Here is a 20,805-nt window from a genome sequence, read left to right as displayed (position 1 = left end):
CGGGACCGTCGCGGCGATCGCCGGCGCGTCAGCGACGATAGAGAGAGATTGCCAGCAAGACGACCAGCGCCAGGCTCAGCCCCTGCCAGAACAACAGCGGATTGCGCGCATAGAGCGGCGCGAGGCGCGGCGACGGCGGCGTTCGCACGGCCCCGTTCTCGAGCTCGAAGGCGAATTCCAGCACGTCGCCATGCCGCTCGCGCGGATCGACGGCGACCGCGCGCCGGAGCGCGGCGTCGAGCCAGGCGGGGAGATCGGGGCGCCTCGCCGACAGCGGCTTCGGCCTGCCGAAGCGCGGCCGGGTGAAGGGCTCGATCTCGCCGTGAGGATAAGCGCCGCAGAACATGCGGTAGATGGCGACGCCGAGCGCATAGAGATCGGACGCCTCGTCGCCGGCCGCGCCGGCGAAGAGCTCGGGCGCCATATAGCTCGGCGTGCCGGGCGCGTCCTGCGGCGAAAAATCCTCGAGATTGGGCGCGCGGCACACGCCGAGGTCGACGAGCCGCAAGCCGCCGTCCTCGAGCAGGATCACATTGTCCGGCTTCACGTCGCGATGGATGATCCCGCAGCGATGCAGGGCCGCGAGCCCGCGCGCGAGTCGAAGCGCGATCGAAAGGCCCTCGTCGAGGCCGACCTTCGCGCGTCGCATGCGCTGCTCCAGCGTCTCGCCCGCATAAAAGGGCATCACGGAATAGAGCCGGCTCTGGCGTCCCGCCGGCAATTCGACGATCTCGCCGACGAACGGGCTGCGCACACGCGCCGACGCCCAGGCTTCGCGCACGAAAGCGAGCCTGTAGCTCGAGTCCTGCGCTATGCGCGGATGCGGAAACTTCAGCGCCAGCGCCGCCCCCGTCGCCTCGTCGCGCGCGCGCATCAAAATGCTGTAGCGGCCGTCGGACAGGCGCTCCTCGATGGTGAATCCGTCGACGCTCTCGCCGATCTTCGGCGGCTCGCGGATCGGCAGAGACTCGAAGACGCGGGCGAGCGCGCTCTCGTCGGCCGACGGCAGATCGACGATGTCGATGACGAGCGCGGTGGCGTTGTCGCCGTCGCCGGCGGCGAGCGCCGCTTCGACGATTCGCTCGGCGGTCTCCTGCGGCGAGCGGCGCTCGGCCATGAAGGCGCGCAGCTCGACGTCGCGCAGCGCGCCATGGACGCCGTCCGAGCACAGCAGGAAGCGATCATGCGGGGCGACGGCGCAACAGGCCTGATCGAAAGGCAGCGCATCCTCGAGTCCGACGGCGCGGCGCAGCACATGACGCAGATCGCCGCCGCCGAGCACATGATCGCGCGTGAGCAGCTCGAAGCCGCCGGCGCCGAGGCGATAGACGCGCGTGTCGCCGACATGGAGGATGTGAGCGGCGCGGCGCGAGAGGATCAGCGCGCTGAACGTCGTCGCCATGCCCTCGAGCGCCGGATCGACGCGCGCTTGCGCGGCGATCCAGCGGTTGGCGGCGTCGAGCGCGCGCGCCGCCGCGCGGCCGACTCCGAGCGTCTCGGGGCTCGCATAATAGCCTTCGATGAAGGCGCGCACGCAAATCTCGGCGGCGACGCGCCCGCCCTTGTGGCCGCCGACGCCATCCGCGACAGCGCCGACGACGCCCTGCAGCGCGCCGCCGCGCGGACCGAAGCAGACGGCGACATAATCCTGATTGTCGGGACGCTTCCCCGTCTCGGACGCAAAGCCCGCTTCGACACGCAGATCATGATCGGAGCGGGCCAAGCTCATCCCCTTTCAGATGCGCGCGCCGGAAACGGCGCCCCAGGTCGTGCGCCAGCGCGTCTTGACGAAGACGAGGCCGACGAGGCCGAGCAGCGCGAGCAGGCTGAAGAAGGCGAAGCCGATCGTGAAGCCTCCCGTCATGCCTTTCGAGACCGCGAGCGTCTTGGCGAGGAAATAGCCGCCGAGGCCGCCGGCCGCGCCGACGAGGCCGGTCATCGCGCCGATCTCGGCGCGAAACCGCTGCGGCAGCAGCTGGAACACCGCGCCATTGCCCATGCCGAGCGCGAGCACGCCCAGCGAGAACACGGCGACCGCGACGAAAGCGATCGGCGGAAGCTGCGTGAGGCTCCAACCTCCCGTTGCAGGCGCCGGCCCTTCCGGCAGCAGCGAGATGACGAAATAGCAGGCGGAGACGACGACGAACAGCACCGACAGGGCGCGCACCCCGCCGATACGGTCGGCGATATAGCCGCCGACCGGTCGAAAGCCCGAGCCGAAGGCGACGATGAGCGCCACGACGAGTCCCGCCGCGACCCCGGTCGCGTGATATTGCGTGGTGAAATACAGCGGCAGCGCCGAAGCCAGTCCGACGAAGCCGCCGAAGGTGATGAAGTAGAAGAACATGAACCAGCGGCTGTCGGCGTCGGCGAACAGCCTGCCATAGTCGGCGAGCGTGATCGCTTTGCGCGCGACGGGCGCTTCCTTGGCCGCGGCGCAATAGACGATGAACACGAGCACCATCAACGCCAGCAGCACGCCATACACCGCACGCCAGCCATAAGCCTCCGCGATCGAGGGCGCGAACAGCGTGTCGAGCACGACGCCCATATTGCCGGCGCCGGCGACGCCCATCACCACGCCCTGATATTGCGGCGGATACCAGCGGCCGGCCTGCGGCAGCGCGACGGCGAAGGAGGCGCCGGCGATGCCGAGCGAGATGCCGAAGAGGGCGATGGCGAGCGGTCCGGTGAGACCGAAGACGCAGACCAGCGACACGGCGAACATCACGATCGCCTGCGCCATGACGCCGGTGATCTTCGCGCCGATCGAATCGGCGAGGAGGCCGAGCGGCACGCGGAAGAAAGCGCCGCCGAGCACGGGAATGGCGACGAGCGACAGCTTGTCCTCGACCGAGAGGCCCATGTCCTTGCCGATATAGATCATCAGCGGTCCGAGCGAGACCCAGGCCATGAAGCTCACGTCGAAATAGAGGAAGGCCGCGAGCAGAGTCGGCCAATGGCCGGCTTTCTTGAAGTCGTCGAGTTTCATGTTTGCTCCTTTCCGATGGAAAAATGTCGGCTAGAGCGCTTTCCGATCGAACGGAAACGTTCGATCGATCAGAATTCGCTCAAACTAAAGGATGCTAGAGCGCTATCCGATCCATTCGGATCGGATAGCGCTCTAGACGGCGTCCGCCCGCTCGCACGCGCGCTCGGCCGCGGCTTTGACGAGGCGATGAAGTTCTGGACGGCAGGAGCCGCATCCGGTTCCCGCGCGCGTCGCGCGGGCGATCGCATCGACGTCGGGCGAAGCCTCTCGCGCGATCGCCGCTTCGATCTCCCGCGCGCCGACGCCGTGGCAGACGCAGATCGTGCGCCCATGATCGGACGCCGCAGCCGGCCCTCCCGCGAGCAGCAGCGGGGCGGCGTCGACGTCGCCGAAATGGTCGACGAGAAAGCTGCGCGACGCCGCGACCGGCTCGTGCGAAGCGATGAACAGCCCTTGCGCGCGCCCCTCGCGCTCGCAGAGAAATCGCCAGGCGCCGCGCGCGCGATCCTCGGCGCTGGCGAGGGCGTCGCCGTCGCGCCAGCCGAGCAGCGCCTGCGCGAAGCCGCGCATGTCCTGCGGCGTCGTCAGCCCCGCGAGCTCGATGCGCCAGCCGAAGCTCGTGCGCGCCAACGCCCAATAATCGGCGCCGATCTGCGCGGGCTTCTCGCGGGTCAGCGCAAAGGCGAACCAGCGCGCCGGAAAAGGCTCGAGCGCAACGCGCGCGCCTTTCAATCCCGGCTGTCCGGAGACGGGATCGGTCGCAGGACCGACCAGCGCGTCGACGCGCGCGGCGCTCGCCAGCAGGCCGGTCCAATGGAACGGCGCGAACGCCGCGCCGGAACGCTGGCGCTCGGTGACGAGCGCGCGCAGCACGACCGATCCGCGCGCGTTGGAGAGGCGCGCGAGGCCGGCCGGCGCGATGCGCAGCGCGCGCGCGTCCGCAGGGTGAATCTCGACGAAGGGCTCGGCGATATGACGCGAGAGGCGCGGCGAGACGCCGGTGCGCGTCATCGTGTGCCATTGATCGCGAATGCGTCCCGTGTTGAGCACGAAAGGCGCATCCGGCTCGCGCGGCGGCGGCGCGACATAGGGCGTCGCGACGAAGCGCGCGCGTCGATCCGGCGTGAAGAATCCGCCCTGCGCGAAGAAGCGCTTCGCTTCGCCGCTTTCGCGGTCCCCCTTGCGGCTCGGCCATTGGAAGGGCGCGAGCCGATCATAGTCGGCCTGCTCCGTCTCCTCGTAAGCGGAAATGTCGAAGTCGCGCGCGCCGCCATTGAGGCGTCCCGACAGCGCCGCATATTCGCGGAAGATCTGCGACGGCGAGGCGTAGTCGAAGCCTTCGAACCCCATCGCGGTCGCGACGCGGCAGATGATGCGCCAATCGGGAAGAGATTCGCCTGCGCTCTCGCGCAAGGCGCGCTGCCGCGAGATGCGCCGCTCGGAATTGGTGACGGTCCCCTCCTTCTCGCCCCAGGCCCGCGCCGGCAGCACGACGGATGCGACGGCCGTCGTATCGGTGTGCTCCATCACATCGGAGACGACGACGAAAGGACAGGCCGCGAGCGCGGCGCGGACGACATCGGCCTGCGGCAGGCTGACGGCCGGATTGGCGCCGATGATCCACAGGGCGCGCACATGGCCTTCGCGCACGGCCTCGAACAGATCGACCGCCTTCAGGCCCGGGCGGTCGGCGATGGTCGGCGAGCGCCAATGACTCTGCACGATGGCGCGATGATGCGGATCGTCGAGCTCCATATGGCAGGCGAGCTGATTGGCGAGCCCTCCGACCTCGCGCCCACCCATCGCATTGGGCTGGCCGGTGACGGAGAACGGCCCCGAGCCGGCTCGGCCGATGCGTCCGGTGAAGAGATGACAATTGAGAATGGCGTTGACCTTGTCGGTCCCATGCACCGATTGATTGACGCCCTGCGAATAGACGGTGACGACGCGCTCATGCTCGGCGAACAGCGCGTAGAGCTCCTCGACCTCGCTCCGCGCGAGGCCGGTTGCGCGAGCGACCTTCCCGGCGCTCCACTCTTCCGCGACGGCGAGCGCGGCCTCGAGCCCGCTCGTGTGGCGCTCGACATAGTCGCGATCGCCGGCGTCGACGCGCTCGAGATGGCGCAGCAGGCCGAGGAACAGCGCCACATCCGAGCCCGGCGCGAGCGCGAGATGCGCATCGCAGATTTCGCTCGTCGCCGTGCGGCGCGGATCGATGTCGACGATGCGCAGTTCCGGGCGCCGCGCCTTCGCCGCCTCGAGCCGCTGATAGAGCACCGGATGACACCAGGCGAGATTGGAGCCGACGAGCAGGACGAGGTCGGCGCTCTCGAGATCCTCGTAGACATTCGGAACCACATCGGCGCCGAAGGCGCGCTTGTGGCCGGCGACGGAAGACGCCATGCAGAGCCGCGAATTGGTGTCGATGTTGGCCGAGCCGATGAAGCCTTTCATCAGCTTGTTGGCGACATAATAATCCTCCGTCAGCATCTGGCCCGAGACATAGAAGGCGACCGACTGCGGCCCGTGCTCGGCGATCGTCTCGCGAAAGCGCCGCGCGACGAGACCGAGCGCATGATCCCAATCGACGCGCGCGCCGTTCACTTTGGGATAGAGAAGGCGCCCCTCCTCGGTGAGCGTGTCGGCGAGCGCCGCGCCTTTTACACAGAGCCTGCCGAAATTGGCCGGATGCTCGCCGTCGCCGGAGATGTCGATCGCGCCCGAAGGCGAGACCAGCGCCGCGACGCCGCAGCCGGTGCCGCAATAAGGGCAGGTGGTGCGAATGATCTTTGGCTGCGCATTCATGGAACGACCGCGACTCCCATCTCGAGATAAATGCGACCCTTCACGACCTTGACCGGAAAGCGCCGCGCGCAGCCGCGATCGGCGCCCGTCGCTTCGCCGCTCTCGAGATCGACGACCCAATTGTGCAGCGGACAGGCGACCTTGCGCCCATGCACAATTCCTTCGCTGAGCGGTCCGCCGCGATGCGGACAGCGATTCTCCAGCGCGAACACCTCGTCGCCCGCCGTGCGGAACAAAGCGATGTCGCGCCGCGGCGTGCGCACGATGCGGGCGCCGCGCTGCGGGATTTGCTCGAGCGGGCCGATGTCGAACCAGTCGGGCGAATGATCGGTCATGGGCCTCACTCCGCGGCCATGCGCGCGATGGGCGATAGAATTGCGATCGGCGCGAATTCCTTGGCCTCGAGCCCCGCGACGCGCTCGGCCCAGGGGTCCTTGCGCACGGCGCGCTGCGAGACGAGAAAGCGCTCATAGAGCGCCTTTCGCGCCGCATGATCCTCCATGATCACAAGACGCACGCGCTCGAGCCCGGTCTTCTCCACCCATTTATAGAGGCGATCGAGATAGGCGGCCTCCTCGCGATAGAGTTGCATCACCGCGGCGACATGTTCGAGCGCCTCCTCCTCCGTGTCGACGTGTCCGAGCAGATCGGTGGCGCGCACATGCAATCCCGCGGCGCCGGCGATGTGAATGTCATAGCCCGACTCGACGCAGACGACGCCGATGTCCTTCACCGTCGCTTCCGCGCAATTGCGCGGGCAGCCGGAGACCGCGAGCTTCATTTTCGCGGGCGTCCACGAGCCGCACAATAGCCGCTCGAGCTTCACGCCGAGCGCCGTCGAATCCTGCGTGCCGAAGCGGCACCATTCCTTGCCGACGCAGGTCTTCACCGTGCGCAGGCCTTTGGCGTAGGCGTGTCCCGAGACGAGGCCGGCGGCGTTGAGCTGCGCCCAGACGGCGGGAAGATCCTCCTTCTTCACGCCGAGCAGATCGATGCGCTGGCCGCCCGTGACCTTCACGGTCGGAATAGCGAAGCGCTCGGCGACATCGGCGATGGCGCGCAGCTCGGCAGGCGTCGTGAGCCCGCCCCACATGCGCGGCACGACCGAGAAGGTTCCGTCCTTCTGAATATTGGCGTGCACGCGCTCATTGACGAAGCGCGACTGTGCGTCGTCGCGATAGTCGCTTGGAAATGCGCAGAGCAGATAATAATTGAGCGCCGGCCGGCAGGAGGGACAGCCGCAGGAACTCTTCCAGCCGAGCTCCTGCATCACCGCCGGCATGGACTTCAGCTCTTTGGCGACGACGAAGCCGCGCACCTCCTCATGGGTGAGATCGGTGCACTTGCACATGGGCTTGCGCGCGGAGACGCGGTAATCGTCGCCGAGCGTCGCAGCGATCAGCGCCTCGACCTTCGACGTGCATTGTCCGCAGGAGGCGGAGGCCTTGGTCTCGCCCCTCACCTCCTCGAGCGAGGCGAGGCCGCGCGCGATCGCCGCGACGATGGTTCCCTTGCATACGCCGTTGCAGCCGCAGATTTCCGCATCATCCGGCAAGGCTGCAACGGCCGCCATAGGGTCCGCTTGGGCGCCTCCTCGATAGGCTTCGCCGAAGATCAGCGTGTCGCGCATCGCCGCGACATCCGTCTCCTTCCGCAAAAGATCGAACAACAAGGCGCCGTCCTCGGTGTCGCCATAGAGCACCGCGCCCTTGACGCGATTGTCGCGCAGCACGATGCGCTTGTAGACGCCGCGCGCCGGATCGCGCAGCACGATCTCGTCATCGTCCTCGCCCTGCGAGAAATCGCCCGCCGAGAAGAGGTCGACGCCCGAGACCTTCAGCCGCGTGGACGTGACGGAGCCGCGATAGGCGGCCGTCTCGTCTCCGCAAAGGCGCGCGGCGACGACCTTCGCCATTTCGAACAGAGGCGCGACGAGGCCGTAGCATGTTCCGCGATGCTCGACGCATTCGCCGACGGCGAAAATATCGGGATCGCTGGTCGACATGGCGTCGTCGACGGTGACGCCGCGCTCGACGGCGACGCCGGCCGCTGCGGCGAGTCGCGCATTCGGCCTGATGCCGACCGCCATCACCACCATGTCGCAGGCAATGACACGCTCGTCCGAGAGCGCGATCCCTTCGACCTTCGTGTCGCCGAGAATCGCCTGCGTCGTCGCGCCGGTCAGCACCTCGATGCCGCGCTTCTCGATCGCCTTCTGCAGGAGATAGCCGGCGGAAGGATCGAGCTGACGCTCCATCAGCGTCTGCATGAGATGCACGACCGTGACCTCGAGCCCTCTGGATTGCAGGCCCGCCGCGGCCTCCAATCCGAGCAGGCCGCCGCCGATCACCACGGCGCGCCCACCCTTCGCCGATTGTCGCAGCATGACGTCGACATCGTCGAGATCACGGAAGGCGACGACGCCCGGCAGACGCGCGCCGGCAATTGGAAGCATGATCGGCGTCGAGCCGGTCGCGATCAGCAGCTTGTCGTAGCGTTCACAAATGCCGGAAGCGGTGGTGACGGTCTTGGCGGCGCGATCGATCGCCGCCGCCGTCTCGCCCTTGTGGAGAGTCACGCCATTGCGGCGATACCATTCCTCATCATGAATGATGATCTCGTCATAATCCTTCTCGCCGGCGAGCACCGACGAGAGCAGGATGCGATTGTAATTGACGCGCGGCTCGGCGCCGAAGGTCACGATCTGAAATCGCTTGGCGTCGCGCTCGAGCAATTCCTCCAGCACGCGCCCCGCGGCCATGCCATTGCCGATAACGACGAGCTTTTGGCGAGCGTCCGGTTTTTCCAATGCAGCCATGATCCGACTCTGTTGAACAGCCTGTCGGCTCCGTCACAGGTCGCATCACGTCTTTGGGAATTGGGACGTCAACACGACCGAAGCGCGCCTCGAGCGGCGGCGCTTCTGTGACAGAGCCCGGCTATGGGCTCGTACCGGCGAACCGGCGGTCGTCGTTGACCGCGCCTATCGTTGCAGCTTTCGGGCCAGATCGCGCCGCGAACGCATTCTGTTGTCGGCGCAGCGATCTGACGCTTTTTCAGCAGAGGCGGCATTGCTTCGGCGCCGATCTTCATGGCGCCATTGCCCAGCGCTTGGGCGCATTCGCGCAATGAATGAGCGCGTCAGATGCGCTGGCCGATCGCGAAGCTGGCGAGATAAGCCGCAATGTCGCGGCTATCGAGCGGCGCGCCGGCGAAGGCGCCGATATCGCCCGGCGCGGCGGCGCCGCCGACGGCGACGTCGTAGAGATCGGGACGCCACACATGCTTCGCCTCGCTGGCGAGGCTCGGCGAGTGGCGCGCCTGTCGCCAACGCAGCATTTGCGCATAGATCCATTCGGCCTGCCACGGCTGCGGACGCATGGCGTCGCGCCCGCCGACGACGAGATAATTTTCAGCCAAGCGCTCCGTAAGCGCATCGACGCGCAAGCGGCCGTCGAGCACGCGCCGGATCATCGCGGCGTCGACGCCGACGAATTCCGGTCGCGCCATGATCCGCGCGGCTTCGTCGCGGCCGTCGGCGTCTTCGAGATGCGCGGCGCCCTTGACGACCGCGCGGATCAGCGCCGCAGCGACATCTGGGGTCTTCTCCACCGCGCTCTCGCGCAAGGCCAGGACCTTCTCCGGCGCGCGCCGAAAAATATCGCAGCCGAAATGCAGGATGACGCCGACGCCGGCTTCGACGGCCACCGAGCTCCAAGGCGCGCCGACACAGAAGCCGTCGAGCTGACCGCGCGCCAGATTCTCGACCATATAGGGAGGCGGCAGCACGACGAGGCGCACGTCCTCGTCCGGATCGAGTCCGCCTTCCGCCAGCCAATAGCGCAATTGATAATTGTGCATCGAGAACGGGAAGGTCATGCCGAAGGTCAAAGGCTCGCGCCCGTCTCGCTTGCGCTGTTCGACCACCGCGGCGAAAGCGCGGGCGCTCGCGGCCGGATCGCCGATCGCGCCGCCTGCCGCGAGCTCGGCGTGCAGCGCGGGCGAGACGGTGATCGCATTGCCGTTCGTCGCCATGATGAGCGGCGCGACGAGCGGGGCGCGCACATGGCCGAGGCCGAGGCTCGACGCGAGCGCCATGGGCGAGAGAAGATGGGCGGCGTCGAACAGGCCGATGGCGAGCTTGTCGCGGATATTCGCCCAGGATACTTCGCGGACGAGCTCCACATCGAGCCCCTCCGCCGCGGCGAAGCCCTTCTCGACGGCGACGAGCAGCGCAGCCGCGTCGACGAGCGGGATGAAGCCGATTCGCAAGCGCGTCGCATCGGTCATTTGAACATCTCCGCCGCGGTGATGATCGCGCGCGCGATGTCGACGATCTTCTTGTTCTCGCGCATCGCCCCGCTGCGCATCATTTTGTAGGCCTCGTCTTCCGTCAGCTTCTTGGCCTTCATCAAAATGCCCTTGGCGCGCTCGATCGCCTTGCGCTCGTCGAGGTCGGTTTTGGCGCGCTCCAATTCATCGCGCAGCTTGCTGAAGGCGCGAAAGCGCGAGACGCAGAGCTCGAGGATCGGCTTCACGCGCTCCTTCTTCAATCCGTCGACGATGTAAGCGGAGACGCCGGCCTCGACCGAAGCTTCGATCGAGGCCGTGTCGCTCTGATCGACGAACATGGCGATCGGCCGGCGCACGGCTCTGCTCACCTGGAACATCTGCTCCAGCGTGTCGCGCGACGGATTTTCGAGATCGATGAGAATGACGTCCGGGTCGAGCGCATAGATGCGCTTGAGGAGACTGCGCGTCTCGCCGATGCGCTCGACATCGGTGAAGCCGGCCTCACGCAGTCCTTCGTAGAGAATGACCGCGCGGACCGGATTTTCGTCGACGATGACGATCTTCACTGCACTCGGCGTCCGATGTTGCGGCGGCGCTCACGCTCGGGCGCGCGCGGCCATAAGCGCTATATCTTGAAGCGCAGCGCCATGCCAGCCTGCCAGTTCTTCGACAATTGCGGACCGTTGAGATTTTGATAGACGGTCGGCCCGCCCTCGATCGCGACGCTCACATTGTCGAGCCCGATGAACTTTCCGCTGATGGTCGCGCCGCCGAAAATCTCGACCCGCTGGCCGCCGTAGAATTGGGGATTTGCGGCCGGCGCCTTTCCGGCGATCAGCGCATCCTGACCGCGAATCGGTCCTTGCAGCGAGGCGTTCACGCGCAGCGTGGTGGTGAGGCCGGGGATCCATGTGTAGCCGCCCCAGGCGTCGAAACTATGCAGATCTCCGTAGAGATAGTTTTGCGGATTGGCGGCGAGGGGCAGGCGGCCGCGATAGGAGAGGCCCCAGGACCATTTGTCGATATGGCCGGCATAGACGGCGCCGGGCATGATGTCGAATGTGCCCGACCCGATCTGCATCGCATAGAAGGCCCGGCTCGTCAGATAGGTCCCGTCGGCCTGCAGCAGAGTGAAGCTGTTGTGATTGCTCCCGGTCGGAAAGGACATTCCGAGATTGATCTGCACCCGATGCACCGGGTCCGCGTAAATGCGGTAGACCGCCGCGGCCGTCGCGTCGGTGAGGCTGTCGGTTCCGGTATGGCTGACGCCGAGGGGCGTGGCGCCGCTCGGTCCTTTGAAGGTCAGGAAGTCGAGATTTTTCTCGGCCATTCCGATCGTCACCACCAGAGCGAGATCCTTGGCGACGCCGTAAGCGAGCGCGACCGTCTGCGTGGCGACGAACGCATTCTGCGGCACGCCGCGCAGCGTCTTCGTCGGATCCAAATGCCAGGGCGTCGTCGTCACCACCTCCGCGGGCGACATGGCGCGCGTGCCTTTGAGCAAGGTCGAGGCGTTGGCGAATTGCGGAATGATGGACAGAACGAGCTTGCCCTCGGGCGGCATGTCCGCCCCGAAGACGCCGAGCGGCGCCGGGGGCGGCGGGGACGGCGCGGGCTCGAGACTCACGGCCGGCGCGTCGGCCGCACAGGCGGCGCCGACGGAGAGCGCCGAGGCGGCGCACAGCGACAGAAAGGGAATCGGGCGGCTTCGGGTCCTCGGCTTGTTCATGTCGTTCGACGCTCGCGATCGGAGCCCGCAAAGGGCTCGGAAAAACAAAAAGCCGCTGTCCGGAGTGACGCGGAATGCGTCATCCAGAGCAGCGGCGATGCGAAGTGGCCCTTCGTTGGACCGGCGGCGCGAGACGCGCCTTTCGGGCGGATCAGTGGCAAGGATCGCGCCAATAGCGCAGGCCGAGCGCATTGCCCTCGAAATAGAGAGTTGTCGCAATCCCGCGGCGGCGCGCGGCGCGCGCAGGCGAAAGCTTGGGCGCCCGGCGCCCAGGAAAAATGCGGACTGCTCGGCTTTTTGTTTGGAGCGAATTCCGATCGTTCGAACGAGTCCGTTCGAGCGGAACGCGCTTCGATCAACCGCGATGATAGGGATGGCCGGAGAGGATCGTCATCGCGCGATAGATCTGCTCGGCGGCGAGAATGCGCACGAGCTGATGCGGCAATGTCATCGCGCCGAACGAGAATATCGCCTGCGCCCGCTCCCGCACGGTGGGCGCCAGGCCTTCGGCGCCGCCGATGGCGAAGGCGAGCGCCTTGACGCCCCTGTCGCGCTCGCTTTCCAGCAGCCGGGCGAAATCGGCGCTGGACGCGGCGCGGCCGCGCTCGTCGAACACGATGAGCCCCGCCGCCGCCGGCAGAGCGGCGAGCAGTCCCGCGCCCTCCTGCGCCATGCGCTCGGCGGGGCTGCGCGCTCTGCTCTCATCGATTTCCTGCAGATCGAGCCCGGCGAAGCCGAGATTGCGCATGGCGGCGACGCGCGCCGCATAGCGCGCAAACAACTCACGCTCCGGGCCGGCTTTCAGCCGCCCGACACACAGCAATCCGAGACGCATCGGCCCTCGTGGTCACTCGCGGCGCGAATGACGCCCTTGCTCTTCGAGCCGCGCGCTGCGCGTCAGACCACGCGCAGCTCCGTCGGGCGCGCCCCGCCCCACATCTTCTCGAGATTGTAGAACTGGCGCACTTCCGGACGGAAGACGTGGACGATGACGTCGCCCGCGTCGATCAGCACCCAATCGCACTGTGGCAGCCCCTCGACGCGCGGCGCGACGAGTCCGGCCTCCTTGCAGGCTTTGAGCACCTTGTCGGCGATGGCGCCGACATGCACGGTCGAGCGGCCGCTCGCGATGATCATGTCATCGGCGATGGTCGTCTTTCCGCGCAGATCGATGGAAATGACATCCTCGGCCTTGGCGTCTTCCAGGCTCGACAGGATATTCGGCGCGATGGAGCCGGCGAGCGGGCCGATCGGCCCGGCGGCCGGCCGGGACGGCGCGCGAGCCGTCCCTTCGAGAACACTTGTCGTCAGCTTGCGACCCTCATGTTTTCACGGCGCTGGCGCCGCACACACAAGATGAGCCGATTTCAGCGCGATTGCAACCAGATATATGAACAGTCAAGCTCACGTCTATGCTCTGATCGCTCGAACAATTCCGTTCGAGCGTAAAGAGTTCTGACGCAATGCGAAAAAAAACCCGGCTCATCGCCGGGTTTTGGAAGGCGGTCCGGGCCCATCGTGAGGTGGGAGGAACCTCGAAGCCGGGACAACTATGAAACCTAGCCGATTCCTCCCGGCGGCGCGCGGCATATTTGGTCGCATTTGTCCAGCGCGCAGGCGCCGACGCAGCCCATGCGGCGGCGGCCACGCTCCGCCGCGAGCCTGACGGAATCGGCAGCCGCCGCCAATTCAACGCGCTAGATTCCATCGGCGCGGCGGCCGGCGTCCCGCCGCGTCACTGTGACAGAAATATCACGGTCGCGAGGTTTTTGCGTCAGGGGGGCGGAGCGAGCCTTTTTCGGTCACGGAATGAGGACCAGCGCGCCGGTCGTGCGCCGCGCCTCGAGATCGGCATGGGCGCGCGCGGCGTCGGCCAGCCGATAGAGCGTCGGGCGCTCGAAGACGAGATCGCCCTTTTTCACCGCCCGCACCACGTCCTTGGTCATCTCCTCGAGATCGGCGCGGCGGGCGATATGGGTGAACAGCGACGGCCGCGTCGCGAACAGCGAGCCCTTCTGCGACAGGAGGGCGAGATCGAAGGCGTCGATCTTCCCCGAAGCCGAGCCATAGCTGACAAACAGGCCGAAGGGCCGCAGGCAGTCGAGGGAAGCCGGAAAAGTGGCGCGGCCGACGCCATCATAGATGACGTCGCAGAGCTTGCCCTTGGTGAGCTCGCGCACCGCCGCGACGAAATCCTCGCTGCGATACAGGATCGCGTGCTCGGCGCCGGCGGCGCGGGCGATCTGCGCCTTGTCCTCATCGCCGACGGTGGCGATCACATGGGCGCCGAGCGCCCTGCCCCATCGGCACAGCAGCTGGCCCATGCCGCCGGCGCCGGCATGCACCAGCAGCCGGTCGCCCTTCTTCACCCTATGCGTCCGCCGCAGCAGATATTGCGCGGTGAGGCCCTTCAGCATCATCGTCGCGCCGGTCTCATAGGAAAACGACTTCGGCAGCTTGACCAGCGAGGCGGCGGGAACATTGCGGATTTCGGCATAGCCGCCGAGCGGGCCCACATAGGCGACACGATCGCCGATCTCGAAATCCACGACCCCTTCGCCGAGCGCGATCACATCGCCCGCGCCCTCATGGCCCGGCGTGAAGGGCAAGGCCGTCGGATAGGCGCCGGCGCGATAATAGATGTCGATGAAATTGACGCCGATGGCGCGCTGCACGATTTGCGCCTCGCCGGGCCCCGGCGGCGGCGGCTCGACATCCTCGAGACGCAGCGCCTCGGGCCCGCCGAGCTCCCGCACGCGAACAGCCTTCGCCATGATCGTCTCCCAACCGGCCTTTTTGATTTGGAGCGAATTCTGATCGATCGAACGATTTCGTTCGATCGGAAAGCGCAGGCGTCAGCCGGAGAGGCGCGCGAGCAGAGCGTCCGAGACCTCGAAATTGGCGTAGACATTCTGCACGTCGTCATTATCCTCGAGCGTGCCGATCAGCTTGACGATCTTCTCGCCCGCCTCGTCGTCGACGGCAATGGTGTTCTGCGGCCGCCACACCAGCGCGGCCTTCTTCGGCTCGCCGAACTTGGCCTCGAGCGCCTTGGCGACGTCCTGCAATCCCTCGATCGAGGTGATGATCTCGTGGCTGTCCTCGTTCGCCGAGACGTCCTCGGCGCCGGCCTCGATCGCCGCCTCCATCATCGCGTCCTCGGAAGCCGCCTTGCGCGGAAACTCGACGAGGCCGACGCGATCGAACATGAAGGAGACTGCGCCGGTCTCGGCGAGCGAGCCGCCGGCCTTGGTGAAATAGGATCTGATCTCGCCGGCGGTGCGGTTGCGATTGTCGGTCAGCGCCTCGATGATGACGGCGACGCCGCCCGGCGCGTAGCCCTCATAGCGCACCTCGTCGTAATTCTCGGCGTCGGCGCCCGAGGCCTTCTTGATCGCGCGCTCGATATTGTCCTTGGGCATGTTCTCGGCGCGGGCGGCGAGCACGGCGGCGCGCAGGCGCGCGTTCATATTGGGATCGGGCAGGCCCATTTTGGCGGCGACGGTGATCTCGCGGGCCAGCTTGGAGAAGAGCTTGGAGCGGATCGCGTCCTGCTTGCCCTTCTTGTGCATGATATTCTTGAACTGACTATGCCCTGCCATCGTCCCGGCCCTTGAGAGTCCCGCCTTCGAAGCCCCCGACGGGGCTTCGCTGCGTCATATACGCCGCCGCCGTGCGGAAATAAATCCCGCCGGGCGTCAGCGTCGCGCCGCGCCGCGAAAGTCGACAGAGGCGGCGGCGGCCCTATGTCAGGCCGGTGTCACGGCCGTATCCCGGCCGCGGCGCTACGAGATGGAGGATCACAATGGGTCTGCTCGACGGAATTATCGGCGGCGCGATCGGCGTCGAGATCGCCACTCTGATCAACGGCTATGTCGAGAAGCGCGGCGGGCTGCAGAATGTCATCGCCGATTTCGAGAAGAGCGGCTATGGCGAGAAGGTCAAGTCCTGGATCGGGACCGGGCCCAATCTGCCCCTCACCGCCGAGCAGGTGCAGCAGGCTCTCGGCTCGGAGCGCGTGAAGGAGCTCGGAGCGAAATTCGGCGTTCCGATGGACAAGGTCGCCGCGCAGCTCGCCGAATATCTGCCCAAGGCGATCGACAAGGCGACGCCCGAAGGCAAGCTGCCGGCCGACAAGTCGTAAAGCGCGCGCTCCTTCTCCCGCATGCGGGCGCGAGCGAGAGAAGGGGACGTCCTCGTCAAGCGACGGCGCAAGCGGTCACGCGCGCTTCGATTGCGCGGCCTCGTTGGAATTGGCCGTCGGCGCGCCGGACATTTCCGCCATTCTCGCGCCGAGGTCGATGATCGCCTGGCGCAGGGCCAGCACGTCGCGCTCGCCCTGCCCCTCCTCTCCGGCGTCCTGGCCGGCGGTCACGGCCTCGCGCAGATGCGCGTGCTCGCGCCGCAGCACGTCCACCGCCCCCTGCAGCAGCGCATTGTCGGAGCGCGCGGCCTCCAGCCGGTCGGCATGGTCGCGCTCCTCGGCGCGGGCGACGCGCAGCGCCGATTCCAGCCGCTCGATTTCCGCAGCGGAGCTGCGCTCCAGCAGGCCGAGCCGCGCGGCCGTCTCGCTGAGATCGCGCTGCAGATCGGTTTTTTCGACGATGGCGACGTCGAGCTCGCGCGTCGTCTGCGCCAGCACACAATCGACGTCGCCGAGCCGCTGCGCCTCGGCGAGCGCCCGCGCCAGCTCCTCCTGCAGCGCGTCGAGCCGCTGACGCATTTCCGCGTTCTGCACATGCAGGCCGGCGATGCTCGACTTATGCGTCGCCACCTGCGTGCTGTGCAATTGGGTGAGCCGGCCGAGCTCCTCGCGGTCGGTCTCCACATTGCGCAGGCTGCCGATGAGCTGCTCGACGCGGTCGGTCATGTCGTTCAGAGCCGATTCGGTCGAGCGCAGCAGCGCCGTGCGCTCCTCGAGGAAGCCCCTGGTCTCCTCATATTTCTTCTCGAACGAATTGCCGCGCGCGGTCGCCTCGGCGAGCCTGCGGTCGAGCTCGGCGATGCGCGCGACGCCCTGCCCGATCGCCAGCATATCCGCCGCCTTGCCGGCCTCGACCCCTTCCATCTTCTGCTCGAGGCGGCGGTAGCGCGCGGCGAATTCGGCGCGCAGCAGATCGCGCTCGGCCGCCATCTTCTCGAGCGAGAGCGGGGTCAGCAGATCGAGCCGGCGCAGCGACAGCCGCATCGCGCGCCGCCAGAAGGCGGGCAGCAGCATCAGCGTGAACAGCCCGGCCGCGAGCAACCCGAGCGCGAAATACATCGCCTGTTCGATCACTTGGCGTTCCTTCGGACGAAGCTCGGGCGAGAACTTTTTTTCGCAGTCGGGATCAAATGGGGGCGCGCCCTCGCCTGGACAATGCCACGGCGCCCTCGCGAAATCAAAGCTCGGCTCCCGCGCTTTGCGTTGCGGTAAACACGTGCGGTCCTGCTTCAGCCGCGCCCGAACAGCTTTTCGATGTCGGCGAGCTTGAGCTCCACATAGGTCGGGCGGCCGTGATTGCATTGGCCGGCGCCCGGCGTGCGCTCCATCTCGCGCAGCAGCGCGTTCATCTCCTGCGCGCCGAGCCGCCGCCCGGCGCGCACCGAATGATGGCAGGCGGCGCGCGCCAGCACGGCGTCGAGCCGCCGCGTCAACCCGCGCGCGTCCCCCTCCTCGGCGAGGAGATCGGCGACATCGGCGATCAGCCGCTCGACGTCGGCGTCGCCGAGCGCGGCCGGAACCTCGCGCGCCAGCACGGCGCCAGGGCCGAAGGGCTCCAGCACGAGGCCGAGCTCGCCGAGCTCGGGCAGGGCCGCGAGCAGAGCGTCGAGCGGCGCCGCATCGAGCTCGACGACGCGCGGGACCAGCAGCAGCTGGCGGGCGACGCCGGCCGCCGCGCGCTCGGCCTTCAGCCGCTCATAGACGAGCCGCTCATGGGCGGCGTGCTGATCGACGATCACGAGGCCGTCGCGCGTCTGGGCGACGATATAGGTCTCGTGGATTTGCGCCCGCGCCGCGCCGAGCGGCGCCGCGGCGTCGGCGCCGGCGGCGGGCGCCGCGGCGGGACCGGCGTCGGCCGAAGGCGGCCCCACATCGAAACGGGCTTGATCGAAGCCCTCCTGCGCCGCCTCGGCGAAGCCGGTGGGGGCAGCGGGCGAGCGGCGCGGGTCCCAGTCGAGCGGCCGCGCCGCGCCGCGCCATTGCGGCGCGCCGCCGCCGCGCGCGAGCAGGGACAGGGCTTCGCGCGCCGGCGTGTCGGCGCTGCGATGCAGCGCGCAGGCCAGCGCCTCCTTCAGCGCGCCGACGACGAGGCCGCGCACGAGGCCGGGATCGGCGAAACGCACCTCCGCCTTGGCCGGATGGACATTCACATCGACGATGCGAGGATCGCAGTCGATGAACAGGGCCAGCGCCGGATGGCGGTCATGCGACAGAAAATCGAGATAGGCCGCGCGCACGGCGCCGGCGAACAGCTTGTCGCGCACCGGCCGGCCGTTGACATAGACGAATTGCATCTGCGCATTGGCGCGATGAAAGGTCGGCAGCCCGGCGCGCCCGGTGAGCCGCACGCCGGCGCGCTCGGCGTCGAGGGCGATCGCATTGGCGGCGAAATCCTCTCCGAGCGCCTGGGCGAGGCGGCGCGCCAGCCCCTCCCGCGTCTCGCCGCAGGCGGGATGATCGAAGCTCTGGCCGATATCGGCGGCAAAGCCGAAGCGCACGGCCGGATGGGCGATGGAGAGGCGCTTCACCACATCGGCCACCGCCGCCGTCTCGGCGCGCTCGGACTTCAGGAATTTGAGCCTGGCCGGCGTCGCCGCGAACAGATTGCGCGCCTCCACCCGCGTGCCCTTCGGCCAGTCGCCGGCGCGCAGCGCCCGCCGCTCGCCGGCCTCGACGCGAATATGCGCGCCGACCTCGGCGCCGCGGGCGCGCGTGTCGATGGCAAGATCGGCGACCGCGGCGATGGAGGGCAGCGCTTCGCCGCGAAAGCCGAGCGTCGCGATGGCGGTGAGGTCCCCGTCGGGGATTTTCGAAGTGGCGTGACGCTCGACGGCGAGCGCCAGATCCTCGAGGCTCATGCCGGAGCCGTCGTCGACGATGCGGATGAGCCGCCGCCCTCCCGCCTCGATCGCTACATCGATGCGCGTCGCGCCGGCGTCGAGCGCATTTTCGACGAGTTCCTTGACCGCGGAGGCCGGCCGCTCGATCACCTCGCCGGCGGCGATGCGGTCGACGAGAATGGGATCGAGGCGGCGGATGCGCATGATTGAGGACTTCTAGAGCGCTTTCCGATCAAACGAAATCGTTCGATCGATCAGAATTCGCTCCAGATCAAAAAAAGCTGGAGCAGCTTTCGATCCACTCGGGATCGGAAACTGCTCTAGCCCAAAGTCGCGATTCGGCGAAGGCGCGCGGAAGCTCGCCTCACCGGGCCGACACGGAGCTCATGCTTTTCGCCTCGCGCGATTGCTCGAGACATGCCCGGGCGTCGGCAATCGTCCGACGTCGAATCGCGCGCCCATATGGCTCGATTTTTGCTTTTAACTCGCAAAAGGGCGCCAAGCGCCGCGCTCGACGCTTCACGAGCGCGCCGTATCGCCCTCGAACAGCAGAACATGTCAGGCGCATCATCAGATTCGGCCAGCGAGCCCAATGACCAAATCGAGCCCGCCGGCGACGGGTCGGCGGCGGCGAGTCCGATCGACTTTTCAGGTTCGCTGCTCGTTTGTCCTGAGAATTCCGCGGGATCGGCGCCGCTGATGGATGAGCCGTTTCGCGCGCCAGAACGGACTCCTTCGATCGATCCGCATTCGCTCCAAACAGTTTCCGATCCGAGTGAATCGGAAGCGGCGCAGGAGGCGGCCGAGCTCTCCGACGCGCTCTGCGCCAAAATCGCGCCCGTTTCTTTCGGCGACCGCGTTTTCTTATTCGATTCCGAGGCCGAGGCTTGGCGCTATGCGGTCGAGACGATGCGGCGGCGCCATCGGATCGTCGGCCGTCCAAAACGGCGCCGGCTCATCGTCTGCGCCGGAATTTCGCATGGAGCGGGAGGCTTGCCTCCTGGCTTGGAAGGCGATGGCGACGTCATTTCGCTCCAAAGCGACGATCCGGGCGCATTGGCCGCCGAAATCGACAAGACTACCGCTGGAATTCTGATCGCTCCGGTGAGGACGAAAGCCGGTTTCGAGATTGTCCCGCGAGAGCTGCTCGCCCGACTGCGCGAGACCGCGGACGAATATGGACTCGTCCTCGCATTCGACGAAAGCGCTTGCGGCTTCGGTCGCACGGGCATGCTATGGGCGCATGAATGGACGGGCGTGCCCCCGGACGCGATGGTCGCCGTTCATCGGCAGAAAAACGCGCCGCCGCTGGCCGCGCTGGTCGTCACGCAAAAATTGGCGCGCGCGGCGCCGGAGCGCCCGCTCCCCGTCGATCGGGCGGCGCTCGTGACCGGGCACGCCCTCATGGATGCGCTGGCGGCTCCGGGCTTTCTGGAGCGCGTGCAGAATCGAGGTTGGCGTCTCGAAGACCAGCTCACAGCCTTGTTCTATAAGCGCCGCGGCGCATTCACGGCGCTGGGCGGCATCGGCCTGATGCAGGGCCTCGCATGCGCCGGAGAGGCGGAGCCGATGCGCGCAATGCTGGCCGAACGTGGGCTCCTCACCCGCGCCATGGGGTCGTTCCTCGGCCTGTTTCCCCGGCTCACGGTCGAGGAAAGCGAAATCGACGCGGCGGCGTCCATCATCGATGCGGCATGCGCGCAGGAAACGCAATGAGAGCGCGCCGAGCGCGCCTATCGATGCGCGCTGGTCGGCCTGGCCCTCGCGGCGAGCCCATCATGCCGCCCTCTGTTGTTCCGCCGGAGCGACATCATCGATGTGGCTCAGCTCGAGCGGGGCCTTGCTGTCTCGGCCGCCCTGCTCCTTATTTCGCGGCTGTCGGGGTTTTCCAGGGATCGGAGAAGCGCGGGGCGGTCGCGAGGCGCTCGTCGGTGAGGGTTTT

At 67.4% G+C, this 20,805-nt stretch carries 16 protein-coding genes; 2 read left to right on the top strand and 14 right to left on the bottom strand.

The window, feature by feature from the left end; all coding sequences use genetic code 11:
- Nucleotides 1-28: 28 nt before the first annotated feature.
- The 12 genes from K3F48_RS14155 to K3F48_RS14100 form a co-directional block, all read right to left on the bottom strand.
- Nucleotides 29-1,729: a bifunctional protein-serine/threonine kinase/phosphatase gene (locus K3F48_RS14155; protein WP_222576088.1), complete on the bottom strand. Its 1,701-nt coding sequence runs from the start codon at nt 1,727-1,729 to the stop codon at nt 29-31.
- Between the two features lie 6 nt (nt 1,730-1,735).
- Nucleotides 1,736-2,992, bottom strand: a complete 1,257-nt coding sequence (locus K3F48_RS14150; protein ID WP_222576087.1) for an MFS transporter — start codon at nt 2,990-2,992, stop codon at nt 1,736-1,738.
- Nucleotides 2,993-3,124: 132 nt separating this feature from the next.
- Complete coding sequence (locus K3F48_RS14145) at nt 3,125-5,797, bottom strand: nitrate reductase (RefSeq protein WP_222576086.1); 2,673 nt, start codon at nt 5,795-5,797, stop codon at nt 3,125-3,127.
- Nucleotides 5,794-6,132, bottom strand: coding sequence for a nitrite reductase small subunit NirD (gene nirD / locus K3F48_RS14140; RefSeq protein WP_222576085.1), 339 nt, complete (start codon nt 6,130-6,132; stop codon nt 5,794-5,796). Before nirD ends, K3F48_RS14145 begins: the two co-directional genes overlap by 4 nt.
- 5 nt (nt 6,133-6,137) lie before the next feature.
- Nucleotides 6,138-8,615 (bottom strand): nitrite reductase large subunit NirB, encoded by a 2,478-nt coding sequence (gene nirB / locus K3F48_RS14135; protein ID WP_222576084.1) that lies wholly within the window; start codon nt 8,613-8,615, stop codon nt 6,138-6,140.
- 323 nt (nt 8,616-8,938) lie between these two features.
- Nucleotides 8,939-10,087: a CmpA/NrtA family ABC transporter substrate-binding protein gene (locus K3F48_RS14130; RefSeq protein WP_222576083.1), complete on the bottom strand. Its 1,149-nt coding sequence runs from the start codon at nt 10,085-10,087 to the stop codon at nt 8,939-8,941.
- Entirely contained in the window at nt 10,084-10,656 is a 573-nt protein-coding gene (locus K3F48_RS14125) for an ANTAR domain-containing protein (RefSeq protein ID WP_222576082.1), read from the bottom strand. The genes K3F48_RS14130 and K3F48_RS14125 overlap by 4 nt, the downstream gene beginning before the upstream one ends.
- A 59-nt stretch (nt 10,657-10,715) precedes the next feature.
- On the bottom strand, nt 10,716-11,819 hold the full coding sequence (locus tag K3F48_RS14120; RefSeq protein WP_222576081.1) for an alpha-amylase: 1,104 nt from the start codon (nt 11,817-11,819) through the stop codon (nt 10,716-10,718).
- Nucleotides 11,820-12,174: 355 nt separating this feature from the next.
- Entirely contained in the window at nt 12,175-12,654 is a 480-nt protein-coding gene (rlmH, locus tag K3F48_RS14115; protein ID WP_222576080.1) for a 23S rRNA (pseudouridine(1915)-N(3))-methyltransferase RlmH, read from the bottom strand.
- A gap of 62 nt (nt 12,655-12,716) precedes the next feature.
- A complete protein-coding gene (gene rsfS, locus K3F48_RS14110; RefSeq protein ID WP_222576128.1) occupies nt 12,717-13,070 on the bottom strand; it encodes a ribosome silencing factor in 354 nt (117 codons plus the stop codon).
- Between the two features lie 551 nt (nt 13,071-13,621).
- Nucleotides 13,622-14,593 (bottom strand): quinone oxidoreductase, encoded by a 972-nt coding sequence (locus tag K3F48_RS14105; protein ID WP_222576079.1) that lies wholly within the window; start codon nt 14,591-14,593, stop codon nt 13,622-13,624.
- A gap of 81 nt (nt 14,594-14,674) precedes the next feature.
- On the bottom strand, nt 14,675-15,421 hold the full coding sequence (locus tag K3F48_RS14100) for a YebC/PmpR family DNA-binding transcriptional regulator (RefSeq protein WP_222576078.1): 747 nt from the start codon (nt 15,419-15,421) through the stop codon (nt 14,675-14,677).
- A 203-nt stretch (nt 15,422-15,624) separates the two neighbouring features.
- Here K3F48_RS14100 and K3F48_RS14095 point away from each other — a divergent pair, with 203 nt between their 5' ends.
- Nucleotides 15,625-15,963, top strand: a complete 339-nt coding sequence (locus K3F48_RS14095) for a YidB family protein (RefSeq protein WP_222576077.1) — start codon at nt 15,625-15,627, stop codon at nt 15,961-15,963.
- A 75-nt stretch (nt 15,964-16,038) separates the two neighbouring features.
- Here K3F48_RS14095 and K3F48_RS14090 read toward each other — a convergent pair whose 3' ends face one another.
- Both K3F48_RS14090 and mutL read right to left on the bottom strand, forming a co-directional pair.
- Nucleotides 16,039-17,097, bottom strand: a complete 1,059-nt coding sequence (locus K3F48_RS14090) for a hypothetical protein (protein ID WP_222576076.1) — start codon at nt 17,095-17,097, stop codon at nt 16,039-16,041.
- A gap of 155 nt (nt 17,098-17,252) precedes the next feature.
- Nucleotides 17,253-19,067 carry a DNA mismatch repair endonuclease MutL gene (gene mutL / locus K3F48_RS14085; RefSeq protein ID WP_222576075.1) on the bottom strand — a complete coding sequence of 605 codons (1,815 nt, stop codon included), beginning with the start codon at nt 19,065-19,067 and terminating at the stop codon, nt 17,253-17,255.
- 495 nt (nt 19,068-19,562) lie between these two features.
- On the opposite strand from mutL, the gene K3F48_RS14080 reads away from it, so the two are divergent.
- A complete protein-coding gene (locus K3F48_RS14080; RefSeq protein WP_255609022.1) occupies nt 19,563-20,579 on the top strand; it encodes an aminotransferase class III-fold pyridoxal phosphate-dependent enzyme in 1,017 nt (338 codons plus the stop codon).
- The last annotated feature ends 226 nt before the right edge of the window (nt 20,580-20,805 follow it).

This window comes from Methylosinus sp. Sm6 (genome assembly GCF_019802345.1).
GTDB lineage: Bacteria > Pseudomonadota > Alphaproteobacteria > Rhizobiales > Beijerinckiaceae > Methylosinus.
Note: the sequence above shows the minus strand (reverse complement) of the source record. Positions and strands in the feature narration are given on the sequence as shown.

Excerpts from the sequence above, each read along its gene's own strand:
- rlmH (WP_222576080.1), bottom strand. The coding sequence starts at position 12,654 with ATGCGTCTCGGATTGCTGTGTGTCGGGCGGCTGAAAGCCGGCCCGGAG.
- K3F48_RS14105 (WP_222576079.1), bottom strand. The coding sequence starts at position 14,593 with ATGGCGAAGGCTGTTCGCGTGCGGGAGCTCGGCGGGCCCGAGGCGCTG.
- nirB (WP_222576084.1), bottom strand. The coding sequence starts at position 8,615 with ATGGCTGCATTGGAAAAACCGGACGCTCGCCAAAAGCTCGTCGTTATC.
- K3F48_RS14155 (WP_222576088.1), bottom strand. The coding sequence starts at position 1,729 with ATGAGCTTGGCCCGCTCCGATCATGATCTGCGTGTCGAAGCGGGCTTT.
- mutL (WP_222576075.1), bottom strand. The coding sequence starts at position 19,067 with ATGCGCATCCGCCGCCTCGATCCCATTCTCGTCGACCGCATCGCCGCC.
- K3F48_RS14080 (WP_255609022.1), top strand. The coding sequence starts at position 19,563 with ATGGATGAGCCGTTTCGCGCGCCAGAACGGACTCCTTCGATCGATCCG.
- nirD (WP_222576085.1), bottom strand. The coding sequence starts at position 6,132 with ATGACCGATCATTCGCCCGACTGGTTCGACATCGGCCCGCTCGAGCAA.
- K3F48_RS14120 (WP_222576081.1), bottom strand. The coding sequence starts at position 11,819 with ATGAACAAGCCGAGGACCCGAAGCCGCCCGATTCCCTTTCTGTCGCTG.
- K3F48_RS14100 (WP_222576078.1), bottom strand. The coding sequence starts at position 15,421 with ATGGCAGGGCATAGTCAGTTCAAGAATATCATGCACAAGAAGGGCAAG.
- K3F48_RS14130 (WP_222576083.1), bottom strand. The coding sequence starts at position 10,087 with ATGACCGATGCGACGCGCTTGCGAATCGGCTTCATCCCGCTCGTCGAC.
- K3F48_RS14150 (WP_222576087.1), bottom strand. The coding sequence starts at position 2,992 with ATGAAACTCGACGACTTCAAGAAAGCCGGCCATTGGCCGACTCTGCTC.
- K3F48_RS14095 (WP_222576077.1), top strand. The coding sequence starts at position 15,625 with ATGGGTCTGCTCGACGGAATTATCGGCGGCGCGATCGGCGTCGAGATC.
- K3F48_RS14145 (WP_222576086.1), bottom strand. The coding sequence starts at position 5,797 with ATGAATGCGCAGCCAAAGATCATTCGCACCACCTGCCCTTATTGCGGC.